This is a genomic window from Halomonas flagellata (assembly GCF_022487945.1).
Lineage (GTDB): Bacteria > Pseudomonadota > Gammaproteobacteria > Pseudomonadales > Halomonadaceae > Halomonas > Halomonas flagellata.
In genome coordinates this window covers 73,931-91,776 of sequence record NZ_JAKVPY010000013.1, presented here as the reverse complement: position 1 = coordinate 91,776, position 17,846 = coordinate 73,931, and the positions used below count along the sequence as shown (strand labels likewise).

General features: G+C 66.5%; 16 protein-coding genes. All 16 read right to left on the bottom strand.

The window, feature by feature from the left end:
- Positions 1–7 precede the first annotated feature (7 nt).
- Positions 8–745, bottom strand: coding sequence for a sulfite exporter TauE/SafE family protein (locus MKP05_RS12305; protein ID WP_110285239.1), 738 nt, complete (start codon positions 743–745; stop codon positions 8–10).
- Between the two features lie 110 nt (positions 746–855).
- On the bottom strand, positions 856–1,446 hold the full coding sequence (locus tag MKP05_RS12300; RefSeq protein WP_110285238.1) for a malonic semialdehyde reductase: 591 nt from the start codon (positions 1,444–1,446) through the stop codon (positions 856–858).
- A gap of 45 nt (positions 1,447–1,491) precedes the next feature.
- Positions 1,492–2,352 carry an intradiol ring-cleavage dioxygenase gene (locus MKP05_RS12295; RefSeq protein WP_240568529.1) on the bottom strand — a complete coding sequence of 287 codons (861 nt, stop codon included), beginning with the start codon at positions 2,350–2,352 and terminating at the stop codon, positions 1,492–1,494.
- Between the two features lie 4 nt (positions 2,353–2,356).
- On the bottom strand, positions 2,357–3,292 hold the full coding sequence (locus MKP05_RS12290) for an NAD(P)-dependent oxidoreductase (RefSeq protein ID WP_240568528.1): 936 nt from the start codon (positions 3,290–3,292) through the stop codon (positions 2,357–2,359).
- Positions 3,289–4,668, bottom strand: a complete 1,380-nt coding sequence (locus tag MKP05_RS12285) for an amidohydrolase family protein (protein ID WP_240568527.1) — start codon at positions 4,666–4,668, stop codon at positions 3,289–3,291. Before MKP05_RS12285 ends, MKP05_RS12290 begins: the two co-directional genes overlap by 4 nt.
- Entirely contained in the window at positions 4,665–5,744 is a 1,080-nt protein-coding gene (locus MKP05_RS12280) for a maleylacetate reductase (protein WP_240568526.1), read from the bottom strand. Before MKP05_RS12280 ends, MKP05_RS12285 begins: the two co-directional genes overlap by 4 nt.
- A gap of 72 nt (positions 5,745–5,816) precedes the next feature.
- A complete protein-coding gene (locus MKP05_RS12275; RefSeq protein WP_240568525.1) occupies positions 5,817–7,379 on the bottom strand; it encodes a sugar ABC transporter ATP-binding protein in 1,563 nt (520 codons plus the stop codon).
- The gene (locus tag MKP05_RS12270) at positions 7,376–8,335 is read right to left on the bottom strand and encodes an ABC transporter permease (protein ID WP_240568524.1); all 960 of its coding nucleotides are present in this window, start codon (positions 8,333–8,335) and stop codon (positions 7,376–7,378) included. Before MKP05_RS12270 ends, MKP05_RS12275 begins: the two co-directional genes overlap by 4 nt.
- 16 nt (positions 8,336–8,351) lie before the next feature.
- Positions 8,352–9,299 carry an ABC transporter permease gene (locus tag MKP05_RS12265; protein ID WP_219999978.1) on the bottom strand — a complete coding sequence of 316 codons (948 nt, stop codon included), beginning with the start codon at positions 9,297–9,299 and terminating at the stop codon, positions 8,352–8,354.
- 170 nt (positions 9,300–9,469) lie between these two features.
- Positions 9,470–10,462 (bottom strand): sugar ABC transporter substrate-binding protein, encoded by a 993-nt coding sequence (locus MKP05_RS12260; RefSeq protein ID WP_240568523.1) that lies wholly within the window; start codon positions 10,460–10,462, stop codon positions 9,470–9,472.
- Positions 10,463–10,659: 197 nt separating this feature from the next.
- Positions 10,660–11,583 (bottom strand): branched-chain amino acid transaminase, encoded by a 924-nt coding sequence (locus MKP05_RS12255; RefSeq protein ID WP_110285229.1) that lies wholly within the window; start codon positions 11,581–11,583, stop codon positions 10,660–10,662.
- An 89-nt stretch (positions 11,584–11,672) separates the two neighbouring features.
- Positions 11,673–14,660, bottom strand: a complete 2,988-nt coding sequence (gene glnE / locus MKP05_RS12250; protein WP_240568522.1) for a bifunctional [glutamate--ammonia ligase]-adenylyl-L-tyrosine phosphorylase/[glutamate--ammonia-ligase] adenylyltransferase — start codon at positions 14,658–14,660, stop codon at positions 11,673–11,675.
- Between the two features lie 87 nt (positions 14,661–14,747).
- Positions 14,748–15,119 (bottom strand): diacylglycerol kinase, encoded by a 372-nt coding sequence (locus MKP05_RS12245; RefSeq protein WP_110285228.1) that lies wholly within the window; start codon positions 15,117–15,119, stop codon positions 14,748–14,750.
- A gap of 13 nt (positions 15,120–15,132) precedes the next feature.
- Positions 15,133–16,629: a D-alanyl-D-alanine carboxypeptidase/D-alanyl-D-alanine endopeptidase gene (dacB, locus tag MKP05_RS12240; RefSeq protein ID WP_500684151.1), complete on the bottom strand. Its 1,497-nt coding sequence runs from the start codon at positions 16,627–16,629 to the stop codon at positions 15,133–15,135.
- An 11-nt stretch (positions 16,630–16,640) separates the two neighbouring features.
- Positions 16,641–16,970 (bottom strand): DMT family transporter, encoded by a 330-nt coding sequence (locus tag MKP05_RS12235; RefSeq protein ID WP_276316605.1) that lies wholly within the window; start codon positions 16,968–16,970, stop codon positions 16,641–16,643.
- The gene (trmB, locus tag MKP05_RS12230; RefSeq protein ID WP_240568520.1) at positions 16,970–17,704 is read right to left on the bottom strand and encodes a tRNA (guanine(46)-N(7))-methyltransferase TrmB; all 735 of its coding nucleotides are present in this window, start codon (positions 17,702–17,704) and stop codon (positions 16,970–16,972) included. The genes MKP05_RS12235 and trmB overlap by 1 nt, the downstream gene beginning before the upstream one ends.
- Positions 17,705–17,846 lie beyond the last annotated feature (142 nt).

Here is a 17,846-nt window from a genome sequence, read left to right as displayed (position 1 = left end):
AACGCGGCTATCCCCAGCCGTCGACGATCAGCCGAACGCCCAGCAGGATCAACAGGGTCAGGATGATCCGGAAGAAGAGCTCGCCACTCAGCCGCTTCTGTATGGCCAGCCCCAGGCGCACCCCCAGCCAGGCCATCGGGATCAGCAACAGCGCGATGGTGAGGTTCTCGACATTCAGCAGGCCGAGCATGCCGTAGGGCACCAGCTTGACCAGGTTGGTGGCGGCCAGGAAGACCACCGCGGTGGCGAGGAACTGCTCCCGGGTGAGCCGGCGCTGCAGCAAGTAGACGTTGAGCGGCGGCCCCCCGGCATGGGCGATGAAGCTGGTGAAGCCGGCGATGCCGCCACTCAGTCCGCCGACCCAGGTCGGCATGACGCGGCCGCGGAAGGGCTTGAGCAGTCCCCACAGGCCGAACAGGATCGAGAACACCCCCAACAGCACCTTCAGCAGGTCCTCATCGAAGAGACCATAGGTCAGGTAGCCGACCGCCACCCCCAGCACCGCCGGGGGAAACATCAGCCACAGCAGCGAACCGACGCGGTGGCGCCACCAGGCCTTGAGGCTGAAAAGATCCATCACGATCAGCAGCGGCAACATGACGGCCACGGCGAAGGCCGGGCTGGCCTTCAGCGAGATCAGTGGCACCGCCACCACCCCGACACCGCCGGCGAAACCCGACTTGGAGATGCCGGTGAGCAGCACGGCCAGGATCATCAACGCCACGAACGGAGCGTCGTACACCATGGGAAGGCTCCCATCTGACATAAGAAGGGCCGTGAAGATCACGGCCCAAATCGGAGGAACATGCAAGTGCCCAGCCGCCTCGATGGGCCGAGGCGGCTGAGCAGGCCCGGTCAGAGGATCCGACAGACCTCGTCGAACTCGAACCGTGCCTGACGCGGGAACAGCGACGAATGATCGCCGTAGCCGAGGCTGCACAGGAAGTTGCTCTTCACCTTGCCGTCGGGGAAGAACTCCTCGTCGACGGCGGCATTGTTGAAGCCGGACATGGGGCCGGTATCCAGCCCCAGCGAGCGCGCGGCCAGGATGAAATACCCGCCCTGGATGGAGCTGTTGCGGAAGGCCGTGGTGTTGATGAAGTCCGTCTTTCCCTCGAACAGCGACTTGGCGTCCTTGTTGTGGGCGAACATGCGCGGCAGGTGCTCGTGGAACTCGGTGTCGTAGCCCAGCACGGCCACCACGGGCGCCTTCATGGTCTTCTCCTGGTTGCCGGGCATCAGGGCCGGCTTGAGCCGCTCCTTGGCCGCCTGGCTGTTCAGGAACAGCACGCGAAGTGGCTGGCAGTTCATCGAGGTGGGCCCGAAGTGCATCAGGTGGTAGAGCTCACGAAGCGTCTGCTCACTGACACTCTTGTCCTTCCAGACATTGTGGGTCCGGGCATTGGTGAACAGGGTTTCGACGGCGCTCTGGTCGATGGCGGTCATGAAGTGTACCTCTTTGTTGAACAATGGATTTCTGTATCTCGACTGTCAGCTTGCCTGCAAGCCGAAGTCGTATTTCAAATGGCGGTATGGTGACTGCAGGGTGCGGCCATCCGGCGCCTGTCCCGGCGGCATCAGCTCGTATTCCCTGACCAGGGAGTCCTTGACGCCGAAGACGGCGTCGGAGTCGAGGTAGGGATCGTGCTCGGCGAAGACCTGGGTCACCAGGGTGTCAAACCCCTCGGCCATCAGCATGAAATGCACATGTGCCGGCCGGTAGGGATGCCGCCCCGTGAGCTCCAGCATCTTGCCGACGGGGCCGTCCGTGGGAATCGGGTAGGGTGAGGGGGTCACCGTCCAGAAGGCATAGCGCCCCTGGTCGTCGGTGGTGAACCTGGCCCGCAGCGAGGCACTCTCGAGCTCCTTCTGGACGTCGTAGAACCCTTCGCTGTCCGATTGCCAGACGTCGATGACGACATTGGCCAGCGGCTCGCCGCGCCCGTCGTGCACCCGCCCCTCCACGAAGAAGGGCTCCCCCTCGACGCCCCAGTCGATCGACTCGCCCTGCTCGGCCCGGGGCGGGTCGGCGACATAGAAGGGCCCCAGCACCGTGCTTTCCGACACCATCGGGTCCGACGTTTGATGATTGATGGCATCGACCAACATCGTCACGCCCAGGGTGTCGGAGAGCAGGATGAACTCCTGGCGCTTGTCGTCGCACATCTGGCCGGTCCGGGTCAGGAAGTCGATGGCTTCGGTCCACTCCTGTTCGGTGGGTTCCACGTCACGGATGAAGGCGTGCAGGTGGCTCACCAGGCTATTCAGCACGCTCTTCAGCCGCTCGTCACGGCAGCCGGCGAACTGCTCGATCACGGCATCCGTGATGTTCTCTGCGTTCAGGTTTCGCATGTCGTCATCCCCTGGCGCCGGAGGCGCTCTCGAAGGCCGGCAACCCGGAGAGGCGCTCGGTGTGGTGAATGGTGGCGATGTAGTCATCCTCACCGTGCCCCGTGCCGATCAGGGAGCTGTAGGCCTCGCGCATCTGGGCGGCCAGGGGCACGGCGACACCGGCCCCGTGGGCACAGCCGAGGATCAGGTCCAGGTCCTTGGCCATCTGGGCGGCCGAGAAGGTGGAGGTGAAGTCACGGTCCTTCAGCGGCTGGGTCTTGTACCTGACCATCGGCGAGCCCACGGCACTGTCGGCCATCAGGTCCAGCATCGCCTCCCAGCCGATGTTGCCCTTGCGCGCCATCGCCAGGGCCTCGCCCATCATCCCGGCGCTCACCGCGATCATCAGGTTGATGGCCAGCTTGGCGTAGCGAGCCTGCTCATCGTCCCCGAGCCAGTACTGGGCCTTGGTGAAGGTGTTCATCACCGGTACGGCGTCATCCAGCGCCTCGCGCGGACCGGAGACCATGGCCGACAGGGTACCGGACTCGGCGGCGACGGGATTCCCCGACACCGGGCTGCGCAGATAGGCGATGCCCCGCGCTTCGGCGGCCGTGGCCACCCTGGCGGACGCCTCGATGCTGACGGTGCTGGTCTCGATCAACACGCTGCCCGGGGCCATCGCCTCGATCAGCCCACCCGACGCCAGGGTCAGGCCCAGCAGCGCCCGGTCATCGGGGATCGAGACGAAGACCAGGCGGCAGTCCTCGACGGCGGAGGCCAGCGCTCGGCGGGGGATAATGCCGGCTTCTTCGGCAAGTGCCATCCGCTCGGCGCTGAGGTCGAATCCCTGGACAGGGTAACCAGCTGCTACTATCCGCGTTGCCATGGGCAAGCCCAGCTTGCCGAGGCCGATCCAGGCCACCCTGTTTGTGGTGGTCGTTGGGCTCGTCGTGGTCATTGGACTGTCTCCCCTGGTTCTCGGGACGCGTGTTCCCGTGACATCAGTTCGGCATTGATGCGGTGACCGGAGGCTGCCAGATGGCTGATCCCCTCCTCGACGTCCGCCAGCAGCTTGCCGTTACGCTTGTGGAACTCTCCCGCCACCATGACGCTGTCGACGTTGGCGAGACTCGCCTGCATGACGACGGTCGAGACCGGGTCGCTGACCGGCTGCATGTTCAGCAGGCCGCTATCCAGCAGCACGATGTCGGCCTGCTTGCCGGGCGTCAGGCTGCCGATGCGCGCCTCGAGGCCCAGGGCGCGTGCGCCGTCGACGGTGATCCACGCCAGCGCCTCGCGGGTGCGGATGGTCGAGGTGTCGGGAATGCTGCCCTGCTCGCGCCGCGAGGCATCGTTGTCCAGTGCCCGCTGCATGCCCAGCGCCATCCGGGCCACGCAGAACATGTCACCGGAGATGACCGACTCGAGATCCACCCCCAGGGAGACGACACCGCCGTGCCGGCGAACGTGGCCGGTGATCGGGAAGCCATGCCCCTGGGTCATCTCGTTCTCCGGCGCGATGGAGAAGGTCACGCCCTGCTCGCAGAAGCGGGCCAGCTGCCCGTCGTCCAGGCTCTGCCCGTGCACGATATTGATGTCCGGCCCCAGCAGCCCCTGCTCCTCGATCACGTCCCAGCCACCGGGGCTGACGGCCGCGCCGCCGCCCTGGTGCATCGAGGCGACCAGGCCGAACTCCTTGGCCAGGGCGAAATCCTGCAGGCTGACATCGAGGGTGGAATAGTGGGGGCCGAGGATGGCCAGCCCCAGGGTCACCCGGGCCTCGGGGTCGGCAAGCTCCCCCTGGAGCAGCCGCTCGACCTCACCGCGAGGGTGCGGGATCTCGCTGAAATGCGGCTGTCCCGGCTCGGGGTCCGGCTTGGGCGAGCCGTGGAAGAACAGCGCCCGGATACCGGACTCCTTGAGCCCGCGAATCGCCGCATCGGTATGCTCGGGTGTGGGGTTGTTGTGGCACCAGTCACCCAGGGTGGTGGTACCGCAGTTGAGCTGGTTGAGCGCCCCCATGCGGGTGGCGATATGGATGTCGTCGGGCGTGAACAGGCTCGCCAGGCCGCGGTGGACGTGGCGAAAGTACTCGAGCAGCGTCCAGTTGGCGGCGACGCCACGCAGGCCGGTCTGCCAGGTATGCAGATGGGCGTTGACCAGCCCGGGGATCAGGATGCCGCCCCGGCAGTCGATGACCTTGGCGCCCTCGGCCGGAAGATCCTGGCCCACGGCCAGGATCCGGTCGTCTTCCACCAGCACCTGGCCCTGGGCAAGCTCGCCCAGCGCCGAATCCATGGTCACGACGGTGGCATTGGTCAGCAGTGTCTTCATCGGTGTGCTCCCTCCTCCCTGGCCGGCCGCTGACCGACCAGGGCATGGCGCAGCAGACGATGGATGCCCTCGGCCTCGACCTCGCGAGGGTTCCAGTAGGGGTTCCGGGTAGCGATCTCGGTGGCGCGCTCGACATCGTCCAGCGTCAGGCCGATCTCCTCCAGTGCCGTGGGCGCGCCTACCGCCAGGGCCAGGTCGAAGAGACCGGCGGCGGGATCCTCGCAGCCCAGTGCCCGGGCGATGCGCGACATCGCCTCGGGGGCCGCCGGGGCGTTGTAGGCCACCGCATGGGGCAGCACGATGGTGTGGGTCTCGGCATGGGGCAGGTCGAAGGAGCCCCCCAGGGTATGGCAGAGCTTGTGATGCAGCGACATCCCGACGGAGCCGAGGCAGGCACCGCACAGCCAGGCGCCATAGAGGGCATCCGAGCGAGCGTCCTGATCGGAGGGATTCTCGGCGATCACCGGCAGGCTGCGCGCCAGTGCTGCGATGCCTTCCTCCGCCATCAGCGAGATCACCGGGTTGCGGTCACGGGCGTAGAGCGCTTCCACCGCATGGGCAATCGCATTGATGCCGCTGGTGCCGGACATGCCGGCGGGCAGCGAGAGGGTCAGGTCGACGTCATAGATCACCGTCTCGGGCAGCACCTCCAGGGTGCGCTGGGTGGTCTTGAGGCCGTCGCGCGTCTCGCCGAGGATCGGCGTCATCTCGGAGCCGGCATAGGTGGTGGGGATGGCCACCTGGGGCAGCCCGGTGCGCAGCGCAATGGCCTTGCCCAGGCCAATGGTCGAACCGCCACCGATGGCCACGGTGCAGTCGACCCCCAGTTCCTCGACCACCCGCATGGCACGCTCGGTCACCTCGACCGGCGTGTGCATGGCCGCCTCGGCATACAGGCCAGCCCCACGCTCCCCGAGCTGTTCCAGCACCGCGCGTGCCTGTTCCTGCTGCTGGGGGGTGGCCAGCACCAGGGCCCGACGGCAACCGAGTCGTTCGATTTCCTCGGCGAGGCGCGACAGGGTCCCCTGGCCGAATACCACCCGAGATGGCAGGCCATGATAGACAAAGGATTGCATGGGTCTTTCCTCAGACGTTGAAGATGCATGTCGGCGCCCCGTGCGGGGCGCCGCGGTGGCGGCGAACCCCGCCTAGCCGGTCACGGCCGCCGTCGGCGATGGCTTGCCCATTCCGGTGATCGCCTGCACCAGCTCGTCCTCGCTGACGCTGTCGCCATCGAACTCGGCGGTGACCCGGCCGTCGTACATGGCGATGATGCGGTTGCTCAGGCCGAGCACTTCCGGCATCTCCGAGGAGATCACCAGCACTGCGTAGCCCGACTTGGCGAGATCCTTGACCAGGGCGTGAATCTCCGCCTTGGAGCCCACATCGATCCCGCGGGTCGGCTCGTCGAGGATCAGCAGCTTGGGGTGGGTATGCAGCCACTTGCCGATGACGATCTTCTGCTGGTTGCCGCCGCTCAGGTTGCCGACCTTCTGGCGCCAGCCGGGCGTCTTGATCTTCATCGCCTGCTGGTACTTGTCGTAGACGGTGCGCTCGGCCGAGCCCTTCATGAAGCCCATCGAGGAGACCGTGCCGAGCCCTGCCAGGGTCATGTTGTCCCGGCAGTTCATGCCCAGTATCAACCCCTGGTCCTTGCGATCCTCCGGTACCAGGGCGATACCCGCGGCCACGGCGTCGTGGGAGTGACGGAAGTTCACCACCTCGCCATCCAGCACCACATCGCCCGCCACGGGCGTACGTAGTCCGAAGATGGTCTCGGCGACCTCGGAACGGCCCGCCCCCACCAGCCCGTACATGCCGACGATCTCGCCCTTGCGGACGTTGAAGCTGACATCCTCGAAGATCCGCTTCACCGAGAGGTTGCGTATCTCGAGCATGTTGTCGCCGAATTCGGAGGGCTTGCTGGCATGGTCGAGCTCGAGGCTGCGCCCGATCATCATCCGCGTGACTTCGTCCTCGCTGGTCGCGCAGGTATTCACCGTGCCGGTGTACTCGCCATCGCGCAGCACCGAGATGCGATGGGACAGGTGGAAGATCTCGTCCATGCGGTGCGAGATGTAGACGATCCCCACACCCTGGTCGCAGAGCGAGTGGATCACGTCGTAGAGCACCGGCTTCTCGTGGTCGGTCAGAGAGGCGGTGGGCTCGTCGAACACCACCACCCGCGGGGTGAACACCAGCGCCCGAGCGATCTCGACCATCTGCTTCTTGGCGATGGACAGCGACCCCACCAGGTCGTCGTGCTGGAAGCTGCACTTGAGGGTCTCGAGAATCTTGTTGGTGTCCTCGCGCAGTTTTCGCCAGTCGACCCGGTTGCCCCACTTCTTCGGCAGGCTGCCGAGGAAGATGTTCTCGGCCACCGTCATCTCCGGTACCAGCGACTGCTCCTGGTGAATCAGCACCACCCCGGCCCGCTTGGCATGCTTGGGATTCTCGAACTCCATCTCCTCGCCGCCGAGGATGATCTTCCCCTCATTGGCCTGGTGCTTGCCGGCCAGCACCTTCATCAGGGTCGACTTGCCGGCGCCGTTCTCGCCGAGCAGGGCATGGACCTCGCCGGGGCGCACGTCGAAGTCGACGCTGTTCAGGGCCACCACCCCGGGGAAACGCTTGGTGATGCCTGCGAGCCGGAGTACCGGTTCGGCGTCGATCGGGGGCCGCTGCACGGCATTGCCTTGGGAGGGATTCATATCCGCACCTCCTTGGTCGACGGCGCATTGAGCTTCTTGTCGATGATCAGCACCGAGATGAGGATCGCACCGAGGATGACCAGCACGTAGAAGGCCGGCACCTGCATCATGTTCATGCCATTGCGCAGGATGCCGATGGCCAACACGCCCCCCAGGGTGCCGGTGATGCTGCCGTAGCCACCGGTGAGCTTGGTGCCGCCGAGCACCACCGCGGTGATGGTCCAGAGCTCGTAGTCACGGCCGAGGTTGGGGGTGGCGGCCCCCATCTGGCTGGCCAGCAGCACACCGGCGAGGGCGGCGAAGAAGCCGACGATGATGAAGTTGATCATCATGTGGCGGCCGAGCCGGATGCCGGCATCGATGGAGGCCTCCGGGTTGCCGCCCACCGCGAAGGTGTTGCGGCCATGGCCGGTGCGGGTCAGCACCAGGTGCATCACCAGCGTGCAGAGCAGGAAGATGATCGCCAGGACCGGGATCGGGCCGATGGTGCTGGCACCGAAGTCGGCGAAGGCGAAGTTGGTTGCGTAGAAGGATTGCTCCTGGGTGTAGAGGAAGATCAATCCGCGCACCCCGATCATCGCCCCCAGGGTGACGATGAAGGCGTTGACCCCGGTCTTCCAGACGATCAGGCCGTTGATGGCGCCGATCACGATGCCGGCCGCCAGGGCGGCCAGCACCGCCACGGTCAGACCCAGCGGCTGAAGACCGACGGCCAGCGAGGCGGCCAGGCCCAGGGTCGCGCCCACGGAGAGGTCGATGTTGCCGTTGATCATCACGTAGGTCATGCCGAGGGCGAGCAGGCCGATCGTCGAGGTCTGCACCAGGATGTTGGTGATGTTGCTCAGCGACAGGAAGTACTCCGACATGAAGCTGAAGAAGATGAAGATGGCGATGACGAAGATCCAGATCGGCTGGATGGCCGTCTTGCCACGGAAGAAACCTTTCAGTGACGTCATGTGTCATGCCTCCGCGTCATGAGTGGGTCGTCAGCAAGCGCTTGCGCTTGTTGGCGAGGTCCAGCCAGACGGCCAGGATGATGATTACCCAGGTCACGATCCACTGGATGTAGTAGGGATAACCCATCAGCAGCAGGCCGTTCTGGATGAAGCCGAGGATCAGCACGCCGATCACCGTCTTCCAGATGCTGCCGGCGCCGCCGAGCAGGCTGGTACCGCCGAGAATGATGCCGGCGAGCACCAGCAGCTCGTAGCCCTGGCCGACGTTGTTCTGGGAACCCATGACCCGCGAGCCGAGCACCAGGGCGGCACAGGCCACGCAGAAGGCCGAGATCAGGTAGGTGCTGAACACGCACCAGTTCTTGCGAATGCCCGAGTAGACGGCGGCCATGGGGTTGCCGCCGACGGCGAAGATGCGCCGCCCGTAGCCGGTGTAGGACATGACGACCTGCACGACGATGGCCAATAGCCCGAACAGCAGGATGGGCACCGCGATACCGGCCACGTAGCCGCGGCCGAAGAAGGCGAACCAGGTGCCTTGCTGATTGGCGATGTCGACGTTCTGGCCACCGCTGTAGATCAGCACCAGCCCCTGGATCGCCGAGAGCATCGCCAGCGTCACGATCAATGAATTGAGGCGCATGAAGCCGATCAGGAAGCCGTTCACCGCACCGATCAACAGGGTCAGCGCGAACATCAGCAGGATGGCATTCACGGGGCCGATCTTGTCGTGCAGGTCGACCACCAGCACGGTGGAGAAAGACAGCAATGAGCCCACGGAAAGGTCCAGATTCCCGCCGATGATCACCACCGTGACGCCAACCGCGATGATGCCGATGATCGAAGCCTGGCGGACAACCGTCATGATGTTCGACTGGGAGAGGAATTGCTCGGAAAAGAACGAGAACACGACCATGCCGAGCAGGAAGAAGACCAGGATACCCTGAGCCGAGAGAAAGCTCATCAAGCCCGCCTTGTTGATACTTCCCGTCAAGAGTCGTGATTTGGTTTGTTCTGCAGAAGCCATGCTAATCACCTGTATGGGTGTCACCTTGCGCAGTCGGCCTGCGCCCAGGCTCGTGCTGTGTCCCGGGACCGCCTTTCACGCACGGCCCCGGGCAGCACAACGTGCCTTCAGAAAACCGGTCGATCGAACTCGCCAAGGATTTCGGCGGTGATTTTCGGGGTCTCGAAGAAGTTCATCTTCGGCACTTCCTGGCCATTCAGCACATCCAGGGCTGTCTGCAGGGCCGCCTCGGCGTCATCCACCGGAGACTGGTAGATGGAACCGTAGTATTCGCCGCGCTTGATGGCGTCATAGCCCACGGCGAAGTTGGTGGCGCCGATGAACACGATCTCGTCGGCGCGGCCGGCGCCCTTGGCGGCATTCAAGGCGCCCACCCCCATGTTGTCGTCACCGGCATAGACACCGTCGATACGATCGTACTTGGTCAGGAAGTCTTCCATGACGCGCTGGGCGCGCTCACGGTTCCAGTTGCCCGGCTGGGTTTCCAGCAGCTCGACACCCGGACAGAGTTCGGCCAGACGCTCCTCGAAGCCCCCTGCCCGCTCCATGGCGGTGGTATAGCCCGGCTGGCCGGAGATCTGCACGATCTGGCCTTCGCCGTCCAGGGCATCACACATCATCTCGGCCGAGGAAGCACCCTGCTGAACGTTGTCGGGACCGGAGAAGGCGGCGATATACTCAAGGCCGGCCTCGGCGATCTTGGAGTTGGTGACCACGACGGGGATGCCCGCCTTGTGGGCCTGGCGAATGGCGGGAATAACGGCCTGGCCATTGGTCGGCCAGATGATGATGGCATCGACCCGCTGTTGGATCAGATTATTGATCTGGCCAATCTGTCTTGCCACATCGCCGCCAGCATCAAGCACGACGATTTCGACATTCTCATTCGCTTCCGCCGCTGCCTCGAAAGCGCTTTCATAGGTGGTCTGGTAACTGTCGACGCCGACATTGTTCTGGGTAATGCCGATCCGATAGGGCCCCTCGGCATAAACGGTCGTGGTCGACATCATGACGATGGAAGCAGCGAGTGCGGTTTTCTTGAACATGGGGATTCTCCTGGCGTTTTCTAATATTTGTTCGTCAACCTGCGGACTGTGCAAGTCGGTTGAAGGAGCTTACGGCTGGGCCTGGATTCGGCACAACGCGACCATCAAGGAGAAATGACCAATCTGGTTATTTTTGTCCGCAACCCGCCGTGGGGCGAGCAGGCTTGCCGGACCGCCTACGCAAGGCGCCCCGCCTGTCGTCGACAGGCGGGGCGCCGTGATCACGCTCCCGGGCGAGCCCGGCTGGAACTTCAGGCCACCGGCGTCAGCCAGTTGTCGTCGAGCACCTGCTTGCCACGCACCAGGTCGAAGTAGAGCGACTGCACCTTCTCGGTGATCGGGCCGCGGCGACCCGCCCCGATGGTACGGCCGTCGAGTTCGCGGATCGGCAGCACCTCGGCGGCGGTGCCGGTGAAGAAGGCCTCGTCGGCGATGTAGATCTCGTCACGGGTGATCAGCTTCTCGCGCAGCTCGAGGCCGAGGTGCTCGGCCATGTGCAGCACGGTGTTGCGGGTGATGCCGTTGAGGCAGGAGGTCAGCATCGGCGTGTAGATGACGCCGTTCTTGACCACGAAGAGGTTCTCGCCGGACCCTTCGGCGGCATAGCCCTGGGGGTCGAGCAGCAGTGCCTCGTCGTAGCCGCCGCGCTGCGCCTCGGCCAGCGCCATCATCGAGTTGATGTACTGGCCGTTGGCCTTGGCCCGGGTCACGGAGATGTTGACGTGATGGCGGGTGAAGGAGGAGGTCTGCACCTTGATGCCCAGCTCGCGGGCCTCCGGCGCCATGTACGACGGCCACTCCCAGGCGGCGACGATCACATGGGTCCTGAGGTTGTCGGCACGCAGGCCCATGCCCTCGCTGCCGAAGAACACCATGGGGCGCAGGTAGGCCTCCTCGAGACCGTTCTCGCGCACCGCGGCACGCTGGGCCTCGTTGATCGTCTCCTTGTCGAACGGCATCTCCATGCCGAGGATCTTGGCGGAGTCGAACAGGCGCTCGGTGTGCTCCTTGAGCCGGAAGATGGCGGTGCCCCAGTCGGTGGCATAGGCGCGCACCCCCTCGAAGCAACCCATGCCGTAGTGCAGGGTATGGGTCAGCACGTGCACCTGGGCATCGCGCCAGGGAACCAGTTCGCCGTCGAACCAGATGAGACCGTCACGGTCAGCCATCGACATAATCTACGTCCTTTCGTCTTCTTTAGTCGTGTTGAATCAGAGCACCTGCCGGCGAAGCGGCACCGCATGGTGCCGCCTTCGGGACGGGATCATTGCGGGTCGTCCTGCGGCTCGAGCAGTCGCTGCCAGAGTTCGATGACGGCCTGACGGTGCGCATGGAAATCCGCATTCCGGCCGCGCCCCGCCTCGCGGGTCAGCGAGGCCCGGTGAGCCGCACTGCGATAGGCGAGATAGGCGTCTCGCAGGCGCTGGCAGTCGCGCCCCGGCAGGCGGCCGGTCGCTTCCAAGGTCTCCAGAATACGAATATTGTCGCTCCACGCCAATAGATCGGGCGTGTCGCCGGCCATGGAGAGCACCGCATACTGGCAGAGGAACTCGATGTCGACCATGCCGCCGGGGTCGTGCTTGAGGTCGAAGTCCTCGCCTTCGCTCTTGCTGGCCAGGTGCTCGCGCATCTTGTGACGCATCTTCACCACCTCGTCGCGCAGGGTCTCGAGGTCACGCGGGCGTCCTAGGATCTCGCTGCGGATGGCCTGGAACCGCTCGGCCAGCCGCTCATGGCCGGCCACTACCCGGGCCCGCACCAGCGCCTGGTGCTCCCAGGTCCAGGCCTGGTCGCGCTGATAGTCGGCGAAGGCGTCGAGCGAACTGACCAGCAGCCCCGAATTGCCCGAGGGGCGCAGGCGCATGTCCACCTCGTAGAGCGAGCCGGCCGGGGTCACCGCGGTGAGCAGGTGGATGATCCGCTGGCCCAGGCGGGTGAAGAAGACGGCGTTGTCCAGCGGCCGCTCGCCATCGGTGCTGCCCTGGGGCGCGCCGTCGTGAACGAACACCAGGTCCAGGTCGGAGCCATAGCCGAGCTCGATGCCACCGAGCTTGCCATAGCCGACGATCAGGAACTCCGGTTCGACACCGGCCCGCTCGCCGTTGCTACGCTGCGGGAAGCCGTGCTTGCGGGTGAGGTGCTTCCAGGCCATGGCCAGCACCGCCTCGAGGATCACCTCGGCGATGTAGGTGAGGTAGTCGCTGACCTTCATCAGGTGGCGGGTGCCGACGATGTCCGAGGCCGCCACGTGCAACACCTGGGCGTGCTTGAACACCCGCAGCGCCTCGAGCTGGGCCTCCTCGTCGTCCTCGGGCAGCCGCCCCAGCGCCTGGCGCAGCTCGTCGGAGAGCCGCGCCTTGTCGGCCGGGGTATAGAGGGTGTCGGGGGTCAGCAGTTCGTCGAGCAGGATGGGATAGCGGGCGAGCTGCTCGGCGATCCAGGGGCTGGCACCACACAGTCGCATCAGGTGTCCCAGCGCCTCGGGGTTCTCGCGCAGCAACGCCAGGTAGGCGGTGCGCCGCAGCACCGCCTCGATCAGCGGCAGCACCCGTTCCAGGGCGGTATCCGGCAGTTCGCTGGCCGCCACGGCATCGAGCAGCAGGGGCATCAGGGCATCGAGGCGCTCGTAGCCGATGCGCTGCATGGTCTGGACCTGGCGGGAGTGGCGCAGGGAGTGCAGCCGCCGGGCGGCGGTGAGCGGGTCACCGAACCCGGCGTCACCCAGCAGCGCCTGGACCTCGTCCTCCTCCAGTTCGCCGCGCCAGAGCGCGCGCCACCCCTCGAGGCTGACCGCCACCTCACCGCCATCACCGGGCTCTTCCACCTCCCCTTCCGGATCGGCGATCACCGCGTCGAAGTGCTGGCGGACCCGGGCGCGCACCTCGTCGAGACGGGCCATCACCGCCGGCCAGTCGGCCATGTCCAGGGCCAGCGCCACACGCTCTCGGTCCAGGCCGTCGTCGGGCAGGCGCTGGGTCTGGCGATCCTCGAGTGCCTGGAGGATGTGCTCCAGGTCGCGCAGGAAGGCGTAGTCGGGCAGCAGCTCCTCGACCACCTCCTGCGGCAGCAGGCCGAGTTCGGGCAAACGCTCCAGGGCAAGCTTCAGCGAGGTCACCTGCAGTTCGGTGTCGCGCCCGCCGCGGATCAGCTGGAAGGCCTGGACCACGAACTCCACCTCGCGAATGCCGCCGGGGCCCAGCTTGATGTCGTTCTGCATCCCCTTCCGGCGTACCTCGCGATTGATCAGCGCCTTGAGCTCGCGCAGCGACTCGATGGCGCCGAAGTCCAGGTAGCGGCGGTAGACGAAGGGGCGCAGGCCGGCCAGCAGCTCGGCCCCAGCCTCGCGATCACCGGCGACGGGGCGCGCCTTGAGCATGGCATAGCGCTCCCACTCGCGGCCCTGGTCCTGATAGTAGCCGGCCAGCGACGAGAAGCTGCCCACCAGGGGACCGCCGTCACCCAGCGGGCGCAGGCGCATGTCGACGCGGAAGGCGAAGCCGTCGGCGGTCACCGGATCGAGCGCGGTGATCAGCTTCTGGCCCAGCTTGGTGAAGTACTCCTGGTGTTCGAGAGACTTGCGGCCGCCCTCGGTCTCGCCCTTCTCGGGAAAGGCGAAGATCAGGTCGATATCGGAGGAGAGGTTGAGCTCCCCGGCCCCCAGCTTGCCCATGCCGAGCACCACCAGGCGCTGCTCGGCGCCGTCGCGGCGGGGCGCGGGGCGCCCCCAGCGGGGCTCGAGATAACGCTCGAGCCAGCCCAGGGCGCCTTCCAGGCAGGTCTCGGCGAGCCGCGAGACCGCCTCGGCCGTGGCCCACATGTCGATGCCCGGCGGACGGGTCAGGTCGCGCCACACGATGCCCAGCATCCGCGCGCGCCGGAAGCGGCGCAGGGCGGCCTGCAAGGCCGGCTCGTCCTCGGCGGTCTCGAGCCGTTCGCCGAGCCACTCACGCAGGGTCTCGGCATCGGGCGCGACCTCCAGCTCGCCGCTGGCGTCCAGGTGGAGCAGCCAATCGGGATGACGCACCAGGGTCTCGGCGACGAAAGCGGAGATGGCCAGCACCCGGGCCAGCTGCATGCGCCGGGACGCCGAGAGCGCCAGCCAGTCCTCCAGCGGCGAATCGCCGTCGCTCATGCCGGCCAGGTTGTCGGCCTGCTCGAGCGACGCCGCCAGGCGCTCGCGGGCATGTTGCAGCGGCACCCGGAGGGGGTCGGGGATATCGGTCAGCGGCAGGAAGTCGTCGGGAAGGGCCATGGGCATCTCGCATCCGGGTGGACGAATGCTCCCAGCATAGCGAAGCCGGGCGCCGCCCGGCACCCGGGGTGTGGAAAGAGTCGCGAATCAGCCGAGGAATTTCTGCCAGGCCAGCAGCCCCCAGGTCAGGCCGGCGACGACCAGCGACAGCATCACCGCCGCGGAGCCGATGTCCTTGGCGCGACCGGAGAGCTCGTGGTGCTCGGTGCCGATGCGGTCCACCACGTTCTCGATGGCGCTGTTGAGCAGCTCCACGATCAGCACCAGCAGGCAGCTGCCCACCAGCAGGATCCACTCCACCGCCCCCTGGCCGATCCAGACGGCAAGCGGCAGCAGCAGCCCTCCGACGAGCAGCTCCTGGCGGAAGGCGGTCTCGTGGCGGAAGGCGGCCCGCAGTCCCCTGAGTGAATAGTCGGTGGCGCTGATGAGGTGGCGCCAGCCGGTGTGTCCGGGTTTCATGACGAGGTCCCTGTCAGTTCTCGTTGATCATCCGCTCGAGATCCTCGGCCAGCGGATCGAGCACCTGGGCCCAGTTGAGCCAGGGGGTGCTCGAGGTGCCGTTGACCATCACGGTGAACACGCCCCAGCGGCCGGTTCGGGTGCGGAAGTAGCCGCCCAGCGAGCGCACCGCCACCGGCTGGTTGAGGGTGCCGGTCTTGAGCATGACATGGTGCTGGAAGGTCGTGGAACCGCGGCGCATGAAGCGCATCACCCCATTGCCCGGCGACTGGAAGCTGGCCACGAAGCTGGGGAAGAGTGCCGGGCGATGGAACATGCTCTCCAGCAGGGTGTTCCCCCCCCGCGCCGACGTCCGGTTCTCCGGGGTCAGCCCGCTGCCGCTGCGCAGGGTGAGCGGGCCGTGGTCGGGAATGCCGGCCACGAAGTGCTCGATGGCCTGCGCCCCCAGGATCAGGTCGGCCCGGGGCGTCTCCACCAGGTTGAGGGCGAGCTGGTCGGCCATGAAGTTGTTGGAGTGGTGCATGGTGCGCAGCAGCAGCTCCTGGAGCGGCAGGCCCTCCACCTCGGCGAGCCGCCGCGCCGTGGCCGGCGGTTCGGCGATGCTGGTCGTGGCCCCCTTGCGCACCCTGACGCCGGCCTGCTCGAGCATGGCTAGCAGGGTGCGGGCGGTCTGCAGCGCCGGGTCCGAACTGGCGCGGTAGATATCCCGCGGGGTGGCGTTGAGCGAGATCTGGCCGCTCACCACCATGACGTCGCCTTCGCTGCGCAGGACACGCTCGGCGTTGAGCCGGGTGCCGCTGTCGTCGGCCCGGGTCGCGACCCGGTTGTCGATGCCGACGATCGCCGCCTGACTGTCACAGCTGGTGACCCGTGCCGGCTCGCCGGCGGCGGGGCCCGGGGCCACGGTGACGCACCAGCTGCCATGGTTCACCCCCGCCGAGGAGAGCAGTGCACTGTAGGCGTTGGCCACCCGGGAGTGGGCCTGGCAGCGGTCGGTGGTGATGCATTCCACGGGGCCGAACCGCCACTGACTGACCACCAGCTGGCCGTCGACTTCACGAACCCCGCCCTGCTGCAGCCGCCGGGTGAGCCGCCACAGGTCCTCGGTGGAGAGCGCCGGGTCACCGCCGCCGTCGAGCAGCAGGTCACCGTGCAAGACGCCGTTCGCGTCGAGCTCGGCATCACTGACCAGGCGCGTGGTGAAGCGGTGCTGGGGGCCCCAGCGGTCCAGTGCCGCCGCCGCCAGGTAGGCCTTGGTCACCGAGGCCGGCGAGAGCTGGCGCTGCGGCTCGATGGCGCCGAGCACTTCACGGCTGTCGAGCAGCCGGGCCTCGGCACCGATCAGGAACCCCCGCTCCCCCAGCTCGGCCAGGCGCGCGAATCCCTCGGCCTGCACCAGCGGCGACACTAGCAGCAAGCAAAGCAATGGAAGCGAGATCAATCGTTGGAGCATGGCGGCCGGGTCATCATCATCGAGAAAGGCAAGTGGAATGGCGACGTGCGCCGCCATGGAGCCTCAGCTTAATGGGCCGAGACCGAGGAGAAAACCTGGATCACCACCACGCCGCCAACGATCATGGCGAGCCCCAGCAGGGCCGGCGGGTCCGGTCGCTCGCCGTAGACCACCTGCCCCACCAGGGTGATCAGCACGATGCCCAGCCCCGCCCAGAAGGCATAGGCGATACCCACCGGCACACTGCGCAGCACCAGGGCGAGCAGATAGAAGGCCAGGCCGTAACCGACCACCACGGTGACGCTGGGCCACAGGCGGGTGAAGCCATCCGACGCCTTGAGCGCGCTGGTGGCGATCACCTCGGCGATGATCGCCAGGGCCAGGTAGACGAACGCCATCACTCCCCCTCCCCGGCCGGCCGGACCGGGCCGGCCGGCACCAGGACGGCGTCAGGGGGCAGCCCGACCACCAGCCGCCAGAGGGGCTGGCCGCTGGCATGGTACTTCTGCTCGAAGGGCGTGAGGTATTCGACGGGCAACCGGCCGGCTGCAGCGGGTACGTAGGGTTCCACCGCCGCCGTCACGCCGGCCGCCAGCTCCAGCGCCAGGGCAAACTCCTCCACGTAGAGCTTCCAGTTGGAGCGCAGCTCGAGTCGCCCCCCCAGCGCCAGGATGGCCGGGAACACCGGGTGACCGTGCCAGCGCATCTTGAGATGGGCCGCCTTGGGATAAGGGTTGGGGTAGAGCAGATAGTGGCGCACCGGCTGCCAGCCGGCTGCCAGCGCCAGGCGCCAGAAATCCACCAGATCGGCACGCACCAGCAGGGCGTTGTCGGGGAGCGGTCCATGGTCCCGGGAGAGACGGGCGGCACTGCGATCGACCCCGATCACCGCATGGTCGGCAAAGCGCTCGGCCAGCCGCCGGGTCGAGAGGCCGACGCCGCAGCCGGCATCGAGGATCAGCGGCATATCGCCGCGAGTTTCTCGCCAGCAACGGGCCCTCGTGAAGGCGTCACGGGTATGCTCGGCCACCGGCTTGCGCAACGGGTGGGCGAGCGAGCGCATCACGCGCCGCGACAGGTCCTCATGGGGACCAGGCTGGTTGGAGACAATCGCACGGGAGGGAGCTTGCATGACGAACGACCCGAGACGGCTTGGAGGAGGGCCATTCTAGCAGCCTGTCGAGGGCGGCGCTGATACCCAGCCAAACGAAAAAACGGCGCCGCCGGGGAGGTGCGCCCACGGCCAGCTCACATGACTCGAACCGCCGTTTGAT